The sequence below is a fragment of the Campylobacter concisus genome (genome assembly GCF_002092845.1).
In the GTDB taxonomy this organism is placed as follows: Bacteria; Campylobacterota; Campylobacteria; order Campylobacterales; family Campylobacteraceae; genus Campylobacter_A; species Campylobacter_A concisus_AQ.
In genome coordinates this window covers 96,065-114,827 of record NZ_LVXF01000034.1, presented here as the reverse complement: position 1 = coordinate 114,827, position 18,763 = coordinate 96,065, and the positions used below count along the sequence as shown (strand labels likewise).

At 38.1% G+C, this 18,763-nt stretch carries 21 protein-coding genes; all 21 read left to right on the top strand.

The features are described 5' to 3' along the window. Positions 1–36: 36 nt before the first annotated feature. Complete coding sequence (locus A3854_RS06775; RefSeq protein ID WP_084041838.1) at positions 37–669, top strand: DNA-binding protein; 633 nt, start codon at positions 37–39, stop codon at positions 667–669. After that, positions 666–1,283: a UPF0323 family lipoprotein gene (locus tag A3854_RS06770; RefSeq protein WP_084041837.1), complete on the top strand. Its 618-nt coding sequence runs from the start codon at positions 666–668 to the stop codon at positions 1,281–1,283. The genes A3854_RS06775 and A3854_RS06770 overlap by 4 nt, the downstream gene beginning before the upstream one ends. Before the next feature lie 3 nt (positions 1,284–1,286). Then, a complete protein-coding gene (locus A3854_RS06765) occupies positions 1,287–2,468 on the top strand; it encodes a glutathionylspermidine synthase family protein (protein WP_084041836.1) in 1,182 nt (393 codons plus the stop codon). A 2-nt stretch (positions 2,469–2,470) separates the two neighbouring features. Further along, a complete protein-coding gene (locus A3854_RS06760; protein ID WP_084041835.1) occupies positions 2,471–3,406 on the top strand; it encodes a D-2-hydroxyacid dehydrogenase in 936 nt (311 codons plus the stop codon). Beyond that, a complete protein-coding gene (locus A3854_RS06755; RefSeq protein ID WP_084041834.1) occupies positions 3,406–4,164 on the top strand; it encodes a hypothetical protein in 759 nt (252 codons plus the stop codon). Before A3854_RS06760 ends, A3854_RS06755 begins: the two co-directional genes overlap by 1 nt. A gap of 16 nt (positions 4,165–4,180) precedes the next feature. Next, a complete protein-coding gene (locus A3854_RS06750) occupies positions 4,181–4,678 on the top strand; it encodes a YajQ family cyclic di-GMP-binding protein (protein ID WP_021090433.1) in 498 nt (165 codons plus the stop codon). Positions 4,679–5,071: 393 nt separating this feature from the next. Further along, positions 5,072–5,863 carry a DUF2314 domain-containing protein gene (locus A3854_RS06745; RefSeq protein WP_084041833.1) on the top strand — a complete coding sequence of 264 codons (792 nt, stop codon included), beginning with the start codon at positions 5,072–5,074 and terminating at the stop codon, positions 5,861–5,863. Positions 5,864–5,893: 30 nt separating this feature from the next. Beyond that, positions 5,894–6,904: a hypothetical protein gene (locus A3854_RS06740; protein ID WP_084041832.1), complete on the top strand. Its 1,011-nt coding sequence runs from the start codon at positions 5,894–5,896 to the stop codon at positions 6,902–6,904. Between the two features lie 185 nt (positions 6,905–7,089). Then, a complete protein-coding gene (locus A3854_RS06735) occupies positions 7,090–8,454 on the top strand; it encodes a coproporphyrinogen III oxidase family protein (RefSeq protein ID WP_084041831.1) in 1,365 nt (454 codons plus the stop codon). Next, on the top strand, positions 8,454–10,088 hold the full coding sequence (locus tag A3854_RS06730; protein WP_084041830.1) for a multidrug ABC transporter permease/ATP-binding protein: 1,635 nt from the start codon (positions 8,454–8,456) through the stop codon (positions 10,086–10,088). Before A3854_RS06735 ends, A3854_RS06730 begins: the two co-directional genes overlap by 1 nt. A gap of 105 nt (positions 10,089–10,193) precedes the next feature. Then, positions 10,194–10,583, top strand: a complete 390-nt coding sequence (locus A3854_RS06725) for an NAD(P)H-quinone oxidoreductase subunit 3 (protein WP_021090439.1) — start codon at positions 10,194–10,196, stop codon at positions 10,581–10,583. Further along, positions 10,565–11,077: a NuoB/complex I 20 kDa subunit family protein gene (locus A3854_RS06720; protein WP_012001120.1), complete on the top strand. Its 513-nt coding sequence runs from the start codon at positions 10,565–10,567 to the stop codon at positions 11,075–11,077. The genes A3854_RS06725 and A3854_RS06720 overlap by 19 nt, the downstream gene beginning before the upstream one ends. Continuing rightward, positions 11,074–11,832: an NADH-quinone oxidoreductase subunit C gene (locus A3854_RS06715; RefSeq protein ID WP_084041829.1), complete on the top strand. Its 759-nt coding sequence runs from the start codon at positions 11,074–11,076 to the stop codon at positions 11,830–11,832. Before A3854_RS06720 ends, A3854_RS06715 begins: the two co-directional genes overlap by 4 nt. Further along, positions 11,829–13,058 (top strand): NADH dehydrogenase (quinone) subunit D, encoded by a 1,230-nt coding sequence (nuoD, locus tag A3854_RS06710; RefSeq protein ID WP_084041828.1) that lies wholly within the window; start codon positions 11,829–11,831, stop codon positions 13,056–13,058. The genes A3854_RS06715 and nuoD overlap by 4 nt, the downstream gene beginning before the upstream one ends. Continuing rightward, positions 13,055–13,285, top strand: coding sequence for an NADH-ubiquinone oxidoreductase subunit E family protein (locus A3854_RS06705; RefSeq protein ID WP_072593998.1), 231 nt, complete (start codon positions 13,055–13,057; stop codon positions 13,283–13,285). Before nuoD ends, A3854_RS06705 begins: the two co-directional genes overlap by 4 nt. After that, on the top strand, positions 13,282–13,992 hold the full coding sequence (locus A3854_RS06700; protein ID WP_084041827.1) for an NADH dehydrogenase: 711 nt from the start codon (positions 13,282–13,284) through the stop codon (positions 13,990–13,992). Before A3854_RS06705 ends, A3854_RS06700 begins: the two co-directional genes overlap by 4 nt. Beyond that, positions 13,989–16,289, top strand: a complete 2,301-nt coding sequence (locus A3854_RS06695; protein WP_084041826.1) for an NADH-quinone oxidoreductase subunit G — start codon at positions 13,989–13,991, stop codon at positions 16,287–16,289. Before A3854_RS06700 ends, A3854_RS06695 begins: the two co-directional genes overlap by 4 nt. Continuing rightward, a complete protein-coding gene (nuoH, locus tag A3854_RS06690; RefSeq protein ID WP_084041825.1) occupies positions 16,282–17,277 on the top strand; it encodes an NADH-quinone oxidoreductase subunit NuoH in 996 nt (331 codons plus the stop codon). Before A3854_RS06695 ends, nuoH begins: the two co-directional genes overlap by 8 nt. Before the next feature lie 8 nt (positions 17,278–17,285). Then, positions 17,286–17,903, top strand: a complete 618-nt coding sequence (nuoI, locus tag A3854_RS06685; RefSeq protein WP_084041824.1) for an NADH-quinone oxidoreductase subunit NuoI — start codon at positions 17,286–17,288, stop codon at positions 17,901–17,903. Between the two features lie 23 nt (positions 17,904–17,926). Then, positions 17,927–18,463 carry an NADH-quinone oxidoreductase subunit J gene (locus A3854_RS06680; RefSeq protein ID WP_084041823.1) on the top strand — a complete coding sequence of 179 codons (537 nt, stop codon included), beginning with the start codon at positions 17,927–17,929 and terminating at the stop codon, positions 18,461–18,463. After that, complete coding sequence (nuoK, locus tag A3854_RS06675; RefSeq protein ID WP_084041822.1) at positions 18,460–18,762, top strand: NADH-quinone oxidoreductase subunit NuoK; 303 nt, start codon at positions 18,460–18,462, stop codon at positions 18,760–18,762. The genes A3854_RS06680 and nuoK overlap by 4 nt, the downstream gene beginning before the upstream one ends. Position 18,763 lies beyond the last annotated feature (1 nt).

Here is an 18,763-nt window from a genome sequence, read left to right as displayed (position 1 = left end):
AAACAAATTTTTTATTTTATTTTAAACGGAAATTCGATGCAAAAGCTAGCTATAAACGAAGCTGCAGAAATTTTAGGCATAACAAAAGAAGCAGTCTATAATAGAATCCGCCGTGGTTCGATAAATACAGTCATTGAAAATGGCACAAAATTTGTCATCCTTGACGAGAAACCAAGTAGCGAAAAAGCCACAAAATCCGCTCCAAAAAGCACAAAAACTAAATCCCAAAATGATGAGTTTGTAAATTATTTGCTAAATGAGTTAAGCGAGTTAAAGAGCTTAAATTTAAACTTACAAGCTGATAAAGATAGGCTTTTTAAAGAAAAAGAGCAGATGCTAATCGAGCGAAAAAATGAAATTTTACAAATTTATAAAGACAGAGATGAGAAGCTCATGCAGTTTCTAAATGCTATGCAAAGGCCACTTTTAGCACAAAAAAATGACGATATGCCAAATAATGAAGCGATAGAGGCCGAGATAGAAAATGAGTCAAAATGGATAAATTTAAGCGAGTACTTAAAGGAGCTAAATCTAAAGCCAAAGGCAACGAAAAAGGCTAGTGAAAAGATAATAAAAGCGATACATCACTCCAAATTTATCAAATTTAAACGAGGTGTGATACTTGTTAGAAGACATAAAAATTTAAAAGAGTTGATAGGAGAGATATGAAACACATTAAAAAGATAGCTACTTATGCTGCAGTAGGCGGATTTGGTGCGATCGTTATGGCTGGCCTTGCTGGTTGCGGCAGTAACAATGGCGGTAATGAAAACGCACTAAATGAGGTTGCACAAAAAAATGGTGCCTTTGTCATCATCGAAGAGAGCGCACCTGGAATTTATAAAATTTTAGAAGAGTATCCAAGTACTGAAACTAGAGTCGTGTTAAAAGATATCAACGGCACTGAGCGTATGCTAAGCAAAGACGAGATCGATAAGCTCCTAGCTCAAGCAAACGCAAATATCGACAATGGCACTTCAAATTTAACAAAAACGAGCGACGCCCAGCTAAGTAGCGGTGGGCTAAGTCTTGGTGAGACGATACTTGCCTCAGCAGCCGGTGCGATACTTGGTAGCTGGATAGGTAGCAAGCTTTTTGGAAATCAAAATTTCCAAGCTACTCGTCAAAATTCTTACAAAAATCCAAGTGCATACACAAGAAGCGTTGATAGCTTTAACAAGCAAAAAGCGGCAAATTCTGCTGCAAGAAGTAGTGGCGGCAAGAGCGGATTTTTCGGTGGTGGCTCAAAATCAAGCTCTAGCTCATCAAGCTTTGGAGGCTGAAAAATGATAAATTTAAGAAAAATCACCCCGTTAAATAACGAATTTATGGAAAAAATCGGCTTTGCGTGGCATACAGATAACGATAACAGCTCATATATCGCAGATGAGATCGTGCAGGTAAAAGCAAGCGAGGCGGATGCTTACTATGAAGCGGCAAATGAGCTATACGATATGTATGTAAATGCTGCTCAACACGTCATTGACAACAACCTTTTTCACGAGATAGGCATACCGTTTAATCTCGTTGATAGCATCAAAAAAAGCTGGGAAAATGACGTTCACTGGCATCTTTATGGTAGATTTGATCTTGCAGGCGGGCTTGATGGCAAGCCGATAAAACTGATCGAATTTAACGCCGACACGCCAACGGCAGTCTTTGAGACGGCGATTATCCAGTGGGCGATGCTAAAGCTAAATCATATGGATGAAGCTGAACAATTTAATAACCTTTACGAAGCTCTAAAGCAAAATTTTAAACGCCTTATCACTCTTGGCGATGATAATGTAAATTTTGAGGATGTTTACGAGGGCTGGGGGATACTCTTTAGCTCTATCGCTGGCAGTATCGAGGATGAGCAAACCGTGAAATTACTGCAATACATCGCAAAAGAAGCCGGCTTTAAAACTGACTTTGCTTACGTTGATGAGGTCGTTTTTAACGATGACGAGGGCATTTTTAAAGGCGATGAAAATTTTGAATACTGGTTTAAGCTTGTGCCTTGGGAGAGCATAGCGATCGACGAGGGTGAGCTAGCACTCATACTTTCAAATATCATCAAAAACCAAAAAGCCATTATCATAAATCCAGCCTACACGCTACTTTTCCAAAGCAAGGGAATTTTAAAAATTCTTTGGGATCTATATCCAAATCACCCGCTTTTGCTTGAGACCTCAAACGAGCCGCTAAAGGGCAAAAAATATGTGAAAAAGCCGGTATTTGGTAGAGAGGGCGCAAACGTCTCGATACACGATGAAAACGGCGCACAAATAGCAAGTAATGACGGCGAATACGACTCAAATAAAGCTATCTATCAAGAATTTTACGAGTTTAACCAAGATGAGAGAGGCAATAACTACCAAGCAGGCGTATTTTACGCTTATGAAGCGTGTGCGCTTGGATATAGAAAGGGCGGCAAAATTTTAGATAACTACTCTAAATTTGTAGGACATTTCATTAAGGACTAAAGATGAAGATCGTTTGTTTAGACGCGGCAACGCTGGGAGAAAACGTAGATCTTAGTGTCTTTAAGAAATTTGGCGAGTTTACCAGCTATCAAAAAACAAAAATCGAAGAGATCATGCCTCGTCTAAAGGGCGTTGATGTGGTCATCACAAACAAGGTCATCATCGACAAAGCCGTGATGGAGGCGACAAATTTAAAGCTCATTTGTATAAGCGCAACTGGCATGAATAATGTCGATCTAGAGTATGCAAAAGTTAAAAATATAGCTGTTAAAAACGTCGCTGGCTACTCAACTGCAAGCGTTGTGCAGCACACATTTGCCATGCTTTTTGAGCTAACAAACCGCATCAAATTTTATGATCACTACGTAAAAAGCGGAGAGTGGGTGAAGAGTGAAATTTTCACCTATCTTGGCGCGGATATCAGCGAGATCGCTGGCAAAGAATTTGGCATCATCGGACTTGGCGAGATAGGACGTGGCGTGGCGGCAGTGGCACGTGCATTTGGCGCAAATGTGAGCTACTACTCGACAAGCGGAGCAAATAAAAATAGCGAATTTAGGCAAAAAAGCTTAGACGAGCTACTAAGAAGTAGCGACATCATCAGTATCCATGCACCGCTAAATGAAAAGACTAGAAATTTACTAGGTATAAACGAGATAAATTTACTAAAAGATGATGCGATAGTACTAAATTTAGGACGTGGTGGCATAGTGGACGAAGTGGCGATGGCAAGGGCGATAGATGAGAGAAATTTACGCTTTGGTACGGACGTTTTAGAAAGCGAACCGATGAGCGAAAATAGCCCATTTTTAAATGTAAAAAATAAAGAAAATCTACTCATCACGCCGCATGTAGCATGGGGTAGCTTGGAGGCTAGAAAGACGCTCATCACAAAGATCGTCGCAAACATCGAAAATTTCATCAATGAGAGCAAGTAATGGGCTATGATATAAGCTATCACGCCATTAGCGAAGATGAAATTTCAAAGTGGTATTTTGAGGCACTTGAGCTTGCAAGGGCTGGTAAATTTGACGAGGTTTTAGCGCTTGCTAGTAAGGCTGGCGTAGAGGAATTTTACGCGCAAAAGTACAAAGATACGCTAAGTGCTGCGTTGCAGTATAAAGACGATGAAATTTTTAACAAAACTCACGGCTTTTGTATCGCCGTCACACAAGGATTTTTTAGAAAGTATTTTTACACTCGAGGCACAGCGCTAAGCTCTTTGGCCCGGCAAAATGAGAAATTTAAAAACTACATTAGCAACTGGCGAAAAATTTTACCAAGTGAGTTTTTGGATAAATTTAGTGGCGAAATTTACAATGAGATCACCGAAAACTACTACTGTGGTGCTTATGTGAGTGCTAAAAACGTAGCTAAACTAAAGGCTGACTATGAAGCAGGTGGCGAGATAAAAGAGGCGGTTGATGGTTTTTACGCGCAAAATTTACCTGCATTTTTAGATGCTCTAAACTACGCATGCGAGCTAGAAATAGGCCTGCTTGAGGCCACTGAGGTCGTGGAGCCAAATCCACTTGATCTAAACAAATCAAGCTCATATTCAAACCTCTTTAACTGCGATCCAAAGGGCGCTATCATCTACGCACAGACCGCAGTGCAACAGATTGGAGAGACGATAAAGCAAGAAGAGACTGGCAAAAAGTCACTTTTTGAGAAGATCAAAGGGCTATTTAAATAAATTTGAAAGGATAAAAATGGCAACCGAGCATAGTTTTGATATAAGTGCCGAGGTCGATATGATGGAGGTTAAAAACGCTCTTGAGACGGCAAAAAAAGAGATCGCGGCTAGGTATGATTTTAAAGGGCTTGCAGCTGAAGTCGAGCTAAATGAAAAAGAGAAATTTATCACGCTTCTTAGCTCAAGTGATAATAAGATCGACGCACTAAAAGACATCGTGATCTCAAAGCTCATCAAGCGCAACATCCCACCGGTAGCAATCACGGAGACAAAAAGGGAGCCAGCGAGTGGTGGAAATTTAAAAGCGACGCTAAAACTAAACGACACACTTGACGCTGAAAACTCAAAAAAGATCACCAAAGCGATCAAAGACTCAAAGATCAAGGTGAGTGCGCAGATCAGGGGTGAAGAGATCAGAGTGACAAGTAAGAGCATAGATGACTTGCAGGAGTGTATAAAGCTAGTGAGGGGGTTAAATTTAGAACTTCCGATAAGCTTTAAAAACCTAAAATAACGGCCTCTCGTGAGTGCCTTTAAATGAGCTAGAAAAATTTTCACTCCGCAGGCTGTATGCCTAGCGCATGCTTATTTTTTCGTCGCAACATTTAAATCCATCTCACGATATTTTTGTTTAAATTTGAAATTGGTAGGCTAAATTTTTGAAATCGCCTCGCCTAATTTTGCGAAATAATCGTATGGTTTTTATAGTGAAATCTTGCAGACTTGCAGGCTAAATTTGTGAAATAGCTGTGTGACTTTTATATTTAAAATTTTATAGGGTTTTGGGCTAGATTCGCGAAATTTCGTATGATTTTGTATCTAAAATTTGTCGGATTTATGAGTGAAATTTACCTTATTATTTTGCATTCAAATTTGATCTATCTAAAATGAAAAATAAGGACAAAAAATGAGCTTTTTTAAGAAAATTCTCGGTAAACAAATCGATCTTGGTAAGCAAATGCCAATCTATTTTGTAAGTAGCGACGAAGATTATATGCAGCGTGCGTTTGAGCAGGCCAGAGAGAGCTTTAGATATTTTTGGCGTGAGGTTTACTGGGAGCGCCACAGGATCGTACCTATGCTTGACTATGCAATGGTAAAAATTTGCTTTTTAGATGTCGTAAATGGTGAAGAAGTCGGCGAGCACATGTGGATAGACGATGTGGAATTTGACGGCGAAACGATATATGGCACGCTCGTAAATGAGCCTGATAGCGTGCAAAACGTGAAATTAGGCGACCAAATAAGCGCAAAGATAGACGAGATGAGTGACTGGCTCTTTTCGATAGATGGACGCGCATACGGCGGATTTAGCGTGCAGGCGATGCGCTCACGCATGCAAAAGAAAGAGCTAAAAGAGCACGATAAAGAGTGGGGGCTTGATTTTGGCGATTTTAACGATATTTTGGTAGTTTACGAGCAAAAAGAGCACCCTGAAAATTTGATAGAGCATCCAATGAGCAAAAATACACATGAACAGGTGGAGCAGTATATAAAAGAGCACCCAAATATGGTCACAGACGCTGATGAGTTTGGCTATACGCAGCTTCACCACGAGGCGATCGCAGGAAATTTAAATCTTGTAAATCTTTTGCTAGAAAACGGTGCTGACAAAAATGCCCGCACAAAAAGTGGCAAAACGGCGGCTGATTTTGCTGAGAATTTAGGCTGGAGCGAAATCGAAAATGTACTTAAATAGCAAGTTTTTATAAAATTTTAGGATTTAAATTTGAGTTATCAAGATATTTTAGATGAAAGAAAAAGGCGGGCTAGTAAGACTTACCAAAAAAGTCATATTGAAATTCTTTTAAAATTTCATCCACTGATACTAACTGGTGTTAGTTTAGCTAGTATGATTTGTTATTTTGTATATTTTAGTCTCTTTGTTGGATATTTTCCAGTTTTAAGTAATTCTGATATTTTTCATGTCGGAGCATTATTGTTTTTTGTTGTAGCTATTTTTACTATTTTTATTATATTGCCCATAATGCTTTATCCTGGACATATAAGATACTCCCTCAGATATAAAAATGGTGAATATTTTTCACTTTTTTTATTATCTTTATCATTTCCTCTAGCACTATTAACTACTTTTATTATAAGTATAGCTTTCTATATAGATGCAAAAGGCGTACTATTTACTTTTATGGTTTTTTTAGCATTATCATATTTGTTATCGTGTATTACAATATGGATCAAGGGAAAAATATTGGAAAGAGTATTTGCTCTTTGCATGATAATGTGGCTCGCTTATATTTTTATTTTAATATTTTTGTCTAATTTTCAAACTAATCTAATTTCTATTTTGGTGGTAAATCTATTTTTTATTTACATTACATATATCTTTTTTTGCTTAGGTATTTTGTGTTTTTGTGAAGGTATTTATAAGGATGGTACGCACAAGGAAATTTCACTTATTTTAATGTTTTTATGTCCAATAGTTATATTTTTTTATCTAGCGGATGACATCGCAAAGAAATTTGAAATCACTAACATGGAATATAAATATTTATCTATTGAAAAAAGTATAGCAGGTGCTTTGCCAGAAAAAATTTGCAAAAATGGCATATATTGTGATGATAGTAAAACTTATTATGATGAAAACGAAACAAACGGAGTTATAAAACTTTATAATGTAAAAGCCCTATCAACTCTTGGTAAATTTTATTATCTGCAGACAAAAGATGGAGTAAAATTTGAGCTTGATGCAAGCAAAATTATCTCGAGATTTAAGGAGTAACTTCCTTAAGTTTTGGGACTAGAATTTGATCGATACATGAAATTTGCAGATTTAAAAAATTAAAATTTATAGGCCAAATTTATCTGGTTAAGCTAAAAAATTTCTTTAACACAAGGCTAAATTTATTAAAAGTTAGCTATCCTAACGCATTATTTTAAAACTAAACTTATTTAAGGTGATTAGTTATGATATTTAAAAATATTGTCGAGAATTTTGCCGTAAATTACGCTCATAATTCTATTCAAAGATCACTATATAATGAATTTAATATAGACATTTTAACCACAACCTATACCAAAACTCCCAAAAAAGACAAAAAGTATATGCTCTACGCGCATATACCATTTTGTCACACATTCTGCCCATATTGCTCGTTTCATAAGTACCATTATGAGCAAGAGCTTGCAAAAATTTACTTTGAAAATTTGCGCGAGGAGATGAGACAGGTTAAAGAGGCTGGATTTGACTTTGATTCACTTTATGTTGGTGGTGGCACAACGCTTATAAATGAACCTGAGCTTGAGAAAACGCTTAAGCTTGCAAAAGAGCTTTTTAGTATAGATGAAATTTCAGCAGAAAGCGATCCAAATCACATTTCACCCGAGAGTTTAGCTAGATTTGATGGATTAATTGGTCGCTTAAGCGTGGGTGTGCAAAGCTTTGATGATGAAACGTTAAAGAGAGTTGGCAGATACGAAAAATTCGGCTCAGCCAAGGAGGTAAAAAGAAAGCTTGAGCTTGCTCTTGGTAAGATCCCAGTTATTAGCCTTGATCTCATCTTTAACCTGCCAAATCAAACAAAAGAGCAGCTCATAAACGACATAAATACTGCAAAATCGATCTCTCCACAACAAATCACCTTCTATCCACTCATGAAATCAGAGCTAACAAGAGAGAATATAGCTCGCTCGCTTGGCGTTTCAAACGTAGATAATGAGCGTGAATTTTATGAGATAATCACTGAAGAATTTAGCAAAAGTAACTACAAACAAAGCAATGCTTGGGCATTTTCAAATGAAAAAAGTGCTGACCTTCGTGACGAATATGTTGGCTCAAATTTAGAGTATCTTGGCGTTGGTAGCGGAGCATTTAGCTTTCTTAACGGTGAGCTTGTAATAAATGCGTTTAATCTACTTGAATACGGCAAAAGGATAAAAAATAGGCAAAGTCCAGTCATTGCAAAATGTGGTTTTAGTAAGAAAGAGCGACTTAAATACACGTTTTTAACAAGGCTTTTTGATGGCGGAGTTGATATTAAAAGATATAACGATGAAAATAACACAAACATTAACAAAGCCTTATTTATGGAGCTTAGCTTACTTAAACTTGTAAATGCGATATATGAAGAAAATGGCATTATAAAGCCGACATTTTTTGGCAAATATATCTGCATCGTGCTTATGCGTGATTTTTACGCTGGTATGGACAAAGTTCGTGCGATATTTAAAGATGACGCTAAGATAAAACGAAGCAAGGTACTTCGCATAATGAGCGAAAATACTGAACAAAAGTATGAGCCAAATATCATTCAGCCGCGAGCTGCGATGTAATGCTTGCACATTTAATCAAAAAAAATATCTACCAAATTTCTAAAATAGTGTTATTAACACTTGTATTTAGCGGACTTGGTGTCTGGACCCTTTCATTTATAAATAATGAGCTTGTAAGCTTAAAAGAATTTGACCCGATTCTTGCAATTAAATTTATAGCGGTTTTACTTTTATTTTTTATAAGCGCCATCGCTGCAAATATATCGCTTACAAATTTTGGGCATAAATTTATCTACGAGCTAAGATACCAAAGCGTAAAGCAAATTTTAGATACGCCAAATAGCGTGATAAATGAGATCGGCAAAGCAAAGATCATAGCTAGTCTAAACAATGACATAAAAACGATCACATTTGCTTTTATGAGTGCTACTGGTTTTATACAAAGCTTAGTTTTTATAATCTGCGCTAGCATCTATCTTTGTGTAATCGCTCCAAAAATTTTTATCTTTTTGTCCATTTGGATCGGTGCGACTCTTTTTATAAATACGCTTTTTATGAAAAAAATTCATCTTTATTTTAAGCATTCTAGAGTTCAAGATGACGCATTGCAAAAGCACTACGACGATATCGTAGAGGGGCATAGAGAGCTTAGTTTAAATAGAGCAAGGGCAAGTGTCTGCTTTGATGAGTTAAATTTTACAGGCGATAAAAAACGTCAAAATATGGTAAAGGCCGATATTTATCACGCATTAAGTGATAATTTTACAAACATTATGCTTCTTGGCTCAGTTGGTCTTTGTGTATTTTTGTGCGTGGCATTTGACTGGGCGAGCCTGCAAACTGCGCTTAGCATAAGTCTTACGATACTATTTTTAAGAGGCTCGTTTATGAGTATGGTTGGCTCCATACCGGCTGCGCTGAGTGCAAAAGTGAGTTTAGAAAAGATCATGAGCTTAAATCTAAATAAATTTAAGGAAGGCTTTAAATTTGACGATAGCCTAAGTGACGAGTGGCGAAGCATTAGGCTAAAGGATATAAATTTCAACTACACTCACGGCAAATTTAGCCTAAAAGATGTAAATTTAGAGATCAAACGCGGTGAGATAACATTTATCATCGGTAAAAATGGCAGTGGTAAAAGTACGCTTATAAATTTACTTTGCGGGCTAATACGCCCAAGTAGTGGCGAAATTTACCTTGATAGCACAAAAATATATGAAGCAAATTTACAAAGCTATCAGGCAAAGATTAGCGCTATTTTTGCTGATTTTTATCTATTTTCACAAACGCTTTCTCATAATGGCTTTGCTAGCCAAAACGAAATAGACGAGCTTTTAGCCTTGCTTGAGATCGACAAAAAAGTAAGTGTCATAGATAATAAGCTTAGCACCACGCAACTCTCAACCGGTCAGCGAAAGCGTCTAAGTCTTTTAATAGCTATTTTAGAGCACCGCTCTATCCTTATCCTAGATGAATGGGCTGCCGATCAAGATCCGCTCTTTAAGCGAAAATTTTATAAAGAAATTTTGCCATTTTTACAAAGTAAAGGCATCAGCATAATTGCTGTTAGCCACGATGATAGCTACTTTGATGTAGCAACTAGGATCATTTTGGTAAAAGATGGCTTTGTGCGTGAGCTAGATGAGAGCGAGCGAATAAGTGCTGCAAAGGATGCAGTCGAGAAGATAAAATAGGAGTAATTTTTACACAAAAGCACAATACTCACCCTACTCTTAAGCCATTTCAAGCTCAAATAAATTTAAATTTAGTAGAATCTTAAAAATTAAAAAAGGCAAAGTATGTCACATTCAGAGCTTGAAAGTACTTATTTTGGTGCATTTATCATACTTTTACTAGCGACTTGTTCATTTTGTTTAATAACATTCTTATCTTCAAAAATAAGCAAAAAACTAGCCAACCGCAATACCCAGCGTCTAAAACTTGGCTTTTACGAGTGCGGACCGACAACCGTAAAACAGCCAAATAAGATAAATATCCACTACTTTTTTTATGGAATTTTATTTATTTTATTTGACGTTGAGGTCATCTTTATGTATCCGTGGGCGGTGGATTTTAGGCTACTTGGAATTTTTGGACTAATCGAAATGTTGCTTTTTGTGGCGATTTTACTTATCGGCTTTGCTTATGCTTGGCAAAAAGGAGTCTTTAAATGGCAAAGCATCAGATAAATTATGCTGCAAATGGTGGCTTGCCAGTCGTTTTAACAACCGTTGATAAGCTCGTTCAGTGGGGCAGGAGCAACTCGCTTTGGGCACTTAGCTACGGGCTTGCTTGCTGTGCGATCGAGATGATGGCAAGTGGCGCTAGTAGATATGACTTTGATAGGTTTGGTACCATTTTTAGGGCTAGCCCAAGACACTCAGAGGTGATGATCATAGCTGGCACGCTAACTAAAAAACACGCTGAATTTACAAGGCGTCTTTATGATCAGATGCCTGAGCCAAAATGGGTCATCTCAATGGGTAGCTGCGCAAACACTGGTGGCATGTTTAACACCTATTCAACCGTTCAAGGTGTCGATCGCATAATCCCCGTCGATATCTACATCCCAGGCTGTGCCCCACGTCCAGAGACGCTTCAATACGCACTTATGATGCTTCAAAAAAAGATAAGAAAGCAAAGTGCATTTAGAGCGCAAAAGCCAAGAAAGCTTGAGATATGAGAGAGTATAAGCCAAATAATGATCTGCAAAAAAAGCAGTATTACAAAGAAAAATTTTATATAGAAAAGCAGACGCCAAAAGATGAGGCAAGAGGTTCTAAATTTGATGAAGAGCTAGCCATCTTAGAGCAAAGCGGAGTAGAAATTTTATCTAGCTATATAGAGTTTGATCAGCTTGTAATTTATGTAAATTCTAGTGAAAATTTTAAAGCTCTTGAGAGACTAAAAAGCTTTGGTTACGAACAGCTTAGCGAGCTTGCAGCACTTGATTTCACAAGTCAAAAAGGTGGATACGAAGTCTTTTATCAGCTTCTTAGCATTAGTAAAAATAGACGCACTCGCATAAAATGCTTTGTTAAAAAGGATGAAATGCTAAAAAGCGTTTGCGAACTTTACAAAAGCGCAAACTGGGCTGAGCGCGAGATGTATGATCTAAGTGGCGTTCTCATTAAAGATCATCCAAATTTAAAACGCCTCATCATGCCTGATGATTGGTACTCACATCCACTTTTAAAGAGTTATCCGCTAGTTGGCGACGAGGCTGCCAAATGGTACGAGGTGGATAAAATTTTTGGGCGTGAATTTAGAGAGCAAATTGGCGAAGAGAACCGCGATCCAGCTTATATTGAAGAGAAAGATACCTTTGGATTTTCAAGAGTATTTAGCGAGGAGTACGAGTATCAAGAAGATGGCGGCGTAAAATTTGTCAAAAAGGCTAAATTTAGCCAGAGCCAGATAGTAAAGGAAAGACCTTGAGCCAGGCACCAAACCGCTTAAAACCATTTTTTGAAAATTTAGAATTTGAACAAAATGACGGCAAGATGATACTAAATTTTGGCCCACAGCACCCAAGTGCTCATGGTCAGTTAAAGCTTGTGCTTGAGCTTGATGGCGAAAAGGTCGTGCGCGCCATGCCAGAGGTTGGCTTCATGCACCGAGGCGTTGAAAAAATGGCTGAAAATATGACCTATCAGGAATTTATCCCAGTAACAGACAGGGTCGATTACATCGCATCAAGTGCGAATAACTACGCATTTTGCGCGGCTGTGGAGAAGCTTTGTGCTATAGAAGTGCCTCGCCGTGCGCAGATCATTAGAGTGATGCTTTTGGAGCTAAACCGCATTAGCTCTCACCTTTTATTTTTAGCTACACACGCCCTTGATGTTGGGGCAATGAGCGTCTTTTTATACGCATTTAGAGAGCGCGAATATGTCCTTGATCTAATAGAAAAATACTGCGGCGCAAGACTAACTCACAGCTCGATAAGGATCGGTGGTGTGCCGCTTGATCTGCCTGATGGCTGGTGCGAGGAGCTGCTTAAATTTTGTGAAAAATTTCCAAGCGATATCACGCTTTATGAAGATTTGCTAAGTGAAAATAGAATTTGGCAAGCAAGGCTTGTAGATGTGGGCGTAATTAGTAAAGAACTAGCCCTTAGTACTGGCTGCTCTGGCGTCATGCTAAGAGCAAGCGGTGTGGCGCGTGATATAAGAAAAGAAGAGCCATATCTCATCTATGATGAGCTAGAATTTGACGTGCCTTATGCGATACACGGCGACTGCTACGCAAGGTATCTGCTTTACATGAAAGAGATGCGTGAGTGCGTGAAAATTTTAAAGCAGTGCGTTAGCAAGTATCAGACCAGCAGCCCCGCCATCATCGCCGACGCACCAGAATATGTGAGCGCTTCAAAAGAGCAAATAATGAGCCAAAACTACTCATTAATGCAGCATTTTGTGCTTATAACTCAGGGTCTAAAGCCGCCAAAAGGCGAAATTTACTTTGCCAGTGAGTCGCCAAAGGGAGAGCTTGGAATTTATATAAACTCAGACGGTAGTGCAAGCCCATATCGCCTAAAAATTCGTACACCTAGCTTTTGGCACTGCGCTATTTATGAAGATTTATTGGTAGGCCAGTACGTTGCTGACGTCGCTACGATAATTGGTAGCACAAATATCATCTTAGGCGAGGTCGATAGATGAGAAGGGTCGATCTTAGGCACTTAAAGAGTGAGTTTTTGAGCGCTCTTGGACAGCAAATAAAGGCTAGCGAGGCTGGCGAAGTGATTATATTTTTATTTGAGATAGGCGATTTTAGCGGCGTGACAAAGGCTGTAAATTTAGCCTATAATCTAAACTGCGAAGTGATGAACTCGCTTAAATTTAACCAAGTTGATTGGGTATTAACTATAAAAAAGGGCAAGATATGAAATTTAATGATTTAATAGCAGGCAAAAGCTTAAGCATCGCAAATTTACTAAGCTTGAGCGATAAAAATTTAGCAAAAAAGATAAAAGAGCATGAGTTTAAATACATCTCTTGCATTGAAGATAGCGAGCTTGGCGGCGAAAATTTAATCCGCTGTGAAATAGGCTCAATAAGCTACGTCTTAGCTCTTCTTTGCAAATACGCAAATTTATCTTGCGATGAGTTTTTTAGCGAGCTTGATGATGGGCTGATAAGTGGCGAGTGCAATGTTGGTGAAGAGGAATTTGAAGAGCTAGGCGAGTGGATAAAGGACGTTAAAAACATCGTTATTGATGATTCATTTTTTACTCATCCAGATAAAGATGCGATCTTTTGGCTACTTGAAATTTTAGGCAAAAATGTCGTTTTAGCTGGTGGTTGCAGGAAAGAATTTAACGATTATCACAAAATAGACGAGCTAAAAGAGCTTGAAAATTTTGACGGAGCGGTCGTTTATCTAAACAAAAACGCAAGCGATGAGATCGTAGGCGGCGTGCAATTTGGTATCGTAGCAAAGGCAAAAGATGGCGATATGCTAGAGCTTAAAGCAAAAGATTTTAGCGCGAAGGCAAAATTTAAACTAGACCATTCGCTAAAAGGCACAGTTGCGATTTTTGGCGCAAAAAATTTTGATGGATACGCATTTAAACAAGTAGTAGTTAGTAAATGAAAATAAGCATAAATGATCAAATTTTAGAAGCAGATGAGGGCGAGAGCATCCTAAATATCGCAAGAGCAAATGGAATTTATATCCCAGCTCTTTGTTATCTTAGCGGCTGCTCACCAACTCTTGCTTGTAGGCTTTGCATGGTCGAGGCAAATGGCAAAGTGGTCTATAGCTGCAATGCCAAAGCAAAAGAGGATATGCAAATTTATACAAACACGCCAGAAATCGCTGCCGAGCGAAATGCGATCATGCAGACTTACTGCGTAAATCATCCGATTCAATGTGGCGTTTGTGACAAAAGTGGCGAATGCGAACTACAAAATTTAACCACACATCTAAAGGTAAATGAACAAAAATTTGCCATCGCTGACACGCACAAACCACATAAAAAATGGGGGCTAATCAACTACGATCCAGCTCTTTGCATAGTCTGCGAAAGATGTGTCACTGTTTGTAAAGATAGGATTGGCGAGAGTGCACTAAAGACCGTACCAAGGGGCGTTGAGGTACCAAAAGAGCTAAAAGAGAGTATGCCAAAAGATGCCTACGCAGTTTTTAGTAAGATGCAAAAAAGCTTAATAGGTCCAAGCGTGGGCGAGAGTCTTGACTGCTCATTTTGTGGCGAGTGTATCAGCGTTTGCCCTACTGGAGCGCTTATTAGTTCACATTTTCAATATAGCACAAATATCTGGGAGCTAAACCCTATCCCAGCAGCAAATCCACACCAAAGCGACTGTGAGCTAATTTACTATGACGTAAAAGAAAAGAACACTAGCGACAGAAGTAAGCAAATTTACCGCGTCAGCAATGATTTTACATTTGGCGAAATAAGTGGAGCAGCTAGGTTTGGTTATGACTTTCACAACGAGCTTGCCTGTAAGAATGAAGAGAAATTTGAAGAAATTGTTTTAAATATTAAAAATGGTGCGATCAAAAATATAAAATTTAATAGCTTCATCACAAACGAAGAGGCCCTTATTTTAGAGCGTTTAAGAGAAAAATTTGATCTAAATTTAATAAATAATGAAGCGCTAAATTATCAAAAATTTTTAAATAAATTTAGCGAATTTAGTGGGCTTAGCTCATATAACGCAGACTATACAGATATTAAAAATAGCGATTTTGTCATCAGTGCTGGCAGTTTCTTAAGGCACGAAAGCCCAGTGACAAGCTTTAAGTTAAATAACGTTTTAAAAATGAATAAAGCAGCTGGAATTTATTTTCATCACATAACCGATGAGATCGTTAAAAAATATTCTAAAAATTTTATCTATGTAGCGCATGAAGCTGGAGAGTTAGAGCAAATTTTACTTTTTATACTTAAAAACTGGGGTGAAAATTTACCTAGCGCACTTACATCAAAACTTGAAAATTTTGATGAAAATTTTAGCTTAGATATACCGGCTTTAAGTGAGGGCAAAAGCAAATTTACGCTCATTTTAGGAAGCGATTTTTATACGGATGAAAATGCAAATTTACTAGCCGCACTTACTGGAGTGATCGCAAGAGCTACGCCTTTTCGTGTGATGCTAATACCACCACGCACAAACTCACTTGGCGTTGCTAAAATTTGCACTCTTACAAGCGAGAAAAAGCCTGGCAAGACGCTTGGCTATAACGAAAATGGCGATTATAAATTTAGCATCTTTGAAGGCGATATCGATGCTAGCGCGCTAAATCAGCAAGAAGGCACATTTACAAGCATAAATAACGCCCTAGTGCCAACAAATGTGGCGATACCGCACAAAGGTTATTTTCTAAACGATATCGCAAACGCACTTGGACTAATGGCTAAAAATACGATTGATTACACACCAAATTTACCAAAAGAAAAGGGTTACAAAGGCATTAAATTTGATGATTTAGAAAATTTTTACGCAAACGACGGCACAAGTCACAGAGGTTATAAACTAGAAATTTTAAATTTCACACCAAATGATGATATAGAGCCACTTTTAAAAGATAGCAAGAGTATAAATTTAAAAGACGACGAGGCACTTATAAGTCTTTCAAATCCTATAAATTTGCCATCATTTTTTGCAAACTATGCCACGCAAACAGCCAAAAGAGCGAAGCTTTATGCAAGTAGCGAATTTATGGCTAAATTTGAAATTTCACAAAATGAAGCAATTATTTTAGAAAAAGATGGGTATAAGCTTGCCATTTGCGTAGAGCTTGATAGCGAGCTTAGCGGAGTCGCTGCGTATTTAGGTAATTATGACGATAAGCTTGAAGTGGGCGTTATATTTAATGGCAAAAGCTACGCCGCAGTTAAAATTATAAAGGCAAAAGATGAGTGAAACACTATTTTTTGTGCTAAGCACTATCATTAAAGCCGTGGTCATCTTAGCCGTCATGGCAAGCCTTGCAGGACTAGCAACTTATGCTGAGAGAAAGGTACTAGCCTACATGCAGCGCCGCGTTGGACCTGATATGGTGGGACCTGCTGGAATTTTACAGATAGTAGCTGACATGATAAAACTCTTTACAAAAGAGGACATCGTACCAGCAAATACGAATAAATTTATCTTTTTAATAGCTCCATTAATATCAGCCATTGCCGCATTTGCAGCGCTTGCACCTGTGCCGTTTTTGCCTGAGTTTGAAATTTTTGGACATACATTACGTCCGATTCTCTCAGATATAAATGTTGGTATTTTATACATCGCTGGTGTTGCTTCAGTTTGCGTCTTTTCTCCACTTGCAGCAGGTCTTGCAAGCTATAATAAATTTGCATTAATTAGTGCAGCTCGCGCAGTAGTCTCACTTCTTAGTTTCGAAATAGTCGCTGGCATGGCTCTTTTAAGCGTCGTAATGGTAACTAGCTCACTCTCACTTGTGGATATAAACAACTATCAAAAAGGAATTTTTGGCTGGCTTATATTCAAGCAGCCCCTTGCCTTTTTACTCTTTTTAATAGCAAGCTTCGTGGAGTGCAATAGAACGCCATTTTGCTTAACAGAAAACGAAACAGAAATAGTAGCAGGATATGGCACCGAGTATAGCGGCATGAGATGGGCGATGTTTTTCATCGGCGAATACACAAATATGATCGCTGCTAGCATCATCATTACGATTTTATTTTTAGGTGGATTTAACGAATTTTTATTTATCCCAGGTGCTTTGATGATCATCTTAAAATCAAGCATTGTCTTTTTCTTTTTTCTTTGGGTAAGGGCTTCATGGGCACATTTAAGAGTTGATCAGTTAAGTGCATTTTGCTGGAAAATTTTGCTTCCGCTTGGAATTTTAAATATCGTAATCACTGGCTTTATGCTACTAATCTAAGGCGAAAAATGAGTGAGAAAAAATATATTTTAATAGATGAAAAGTTAAAGCCAAAGAGTGCGTTTGATAAATTTAAGCACTTCATCGCTGTTACATTTAAGCCTGATCTTTTGATCGGACTAAAAGTCACGATAAAGCAGATGCTCTTTAGCAAGTCGCATACTTTAAAATATCCTATGCAAAAGATGGAGCTAAATGCTAGATATAGGGGCATTCACAAGCTTTTGAAATTTGTTGAAAGTGAAAATGAACGTTGCATTGGATGCGGGCTATGTGAGAAAATTTGCGTTAGCAACTGCATTTCGATGAAGACTTCACTTGGCGAAAATGGGCGCAAAAAGGTCGCAAGCTACTCGATAAATTTAAGTAGATGCGTGTATTGTGGATTTTGTGCTGATGTTTGTCCTGAGCTTGCGATAGTCTGCGGGCAAGAGTACGAAGTCGCAAGTGAGAGCAGGATTATATTTGGCACAAAAGATGAATTTTTGACAAAGGATAAATTTTTAAAAGATCAAAGCGAGTTTGAAGGCTATGGCGCACTTCCTAAAAATGCTGATAGCTTAATCAAAAAGACGCCAAATGCATTTATAGGCGAAAATGAAAATGAGACAAAAAGTGATGAGTAGTATAAATTTTAAAAGGGCAAAAGATGTATGAGAGCTTTGCATTTTATCTTTTTAGCGCCTTGGTTTTAGTTAGTTTCTCTTTTAGCGTATTTTGTAAAAACGCACTAAATGCAGTCTCTGCGCTAGCTGCTGGCATGGTCTTTATCTCGGCTATATTTTTCTTACTTGGAGCGGAATTTCTAGGCGTAGTGCAGATCATCGTATACACAGGTGCTGTGGTCGTTTTATATGCATTTGCGATGATGTTTTTTGATAGCAGTAAAGAGTGTGAGCCAAAAAGTAGCAAAAAAGCAAAGATCACCATCTATCTTTTAAGTAGCTTTATAGCGCTTCTTTTGATATTTATATTTTTAGCTCCTATTTATGGTGCAAAATTTGATAGATTAAGTCCCATTGCTAGCGAGCTTGGCAATATCGAGGCTATCGGAATTTTGCTTTTTAGCAAGTATTTAATCGCTTTTGAGATGTGTGCTGTAATGCTTCTTGTGGCAATGGTTGCTGGCATTATCTTGATACATAAAGACCTAAATACTCAAAATACGCTAGAGGAGATGCTATGATAGGACTTACTCACTACCTCATCCTTGCAAGTCTGGTCTTTGTCATAGGGCTAGTTGGCATAATGCGAAGAAGAAATTTAATCATGCTATTTTTCTCAAGTGAAATTTTACTAAACTCGGCAAATATCGCACTCGCAGCTATCTCAAAATACCACTTTGATCTAACTGGACAAATAGTTGCATTTTTTATAGTTGCCATCGCGGCTAGCGAGGTCGCCGTGGGGTTAGGGCTACTAGTGCTTTGGTACAAAAAGACTGGCAGCATTAGCCTAGATTCGATGACAAATATGAAAGGCTAAG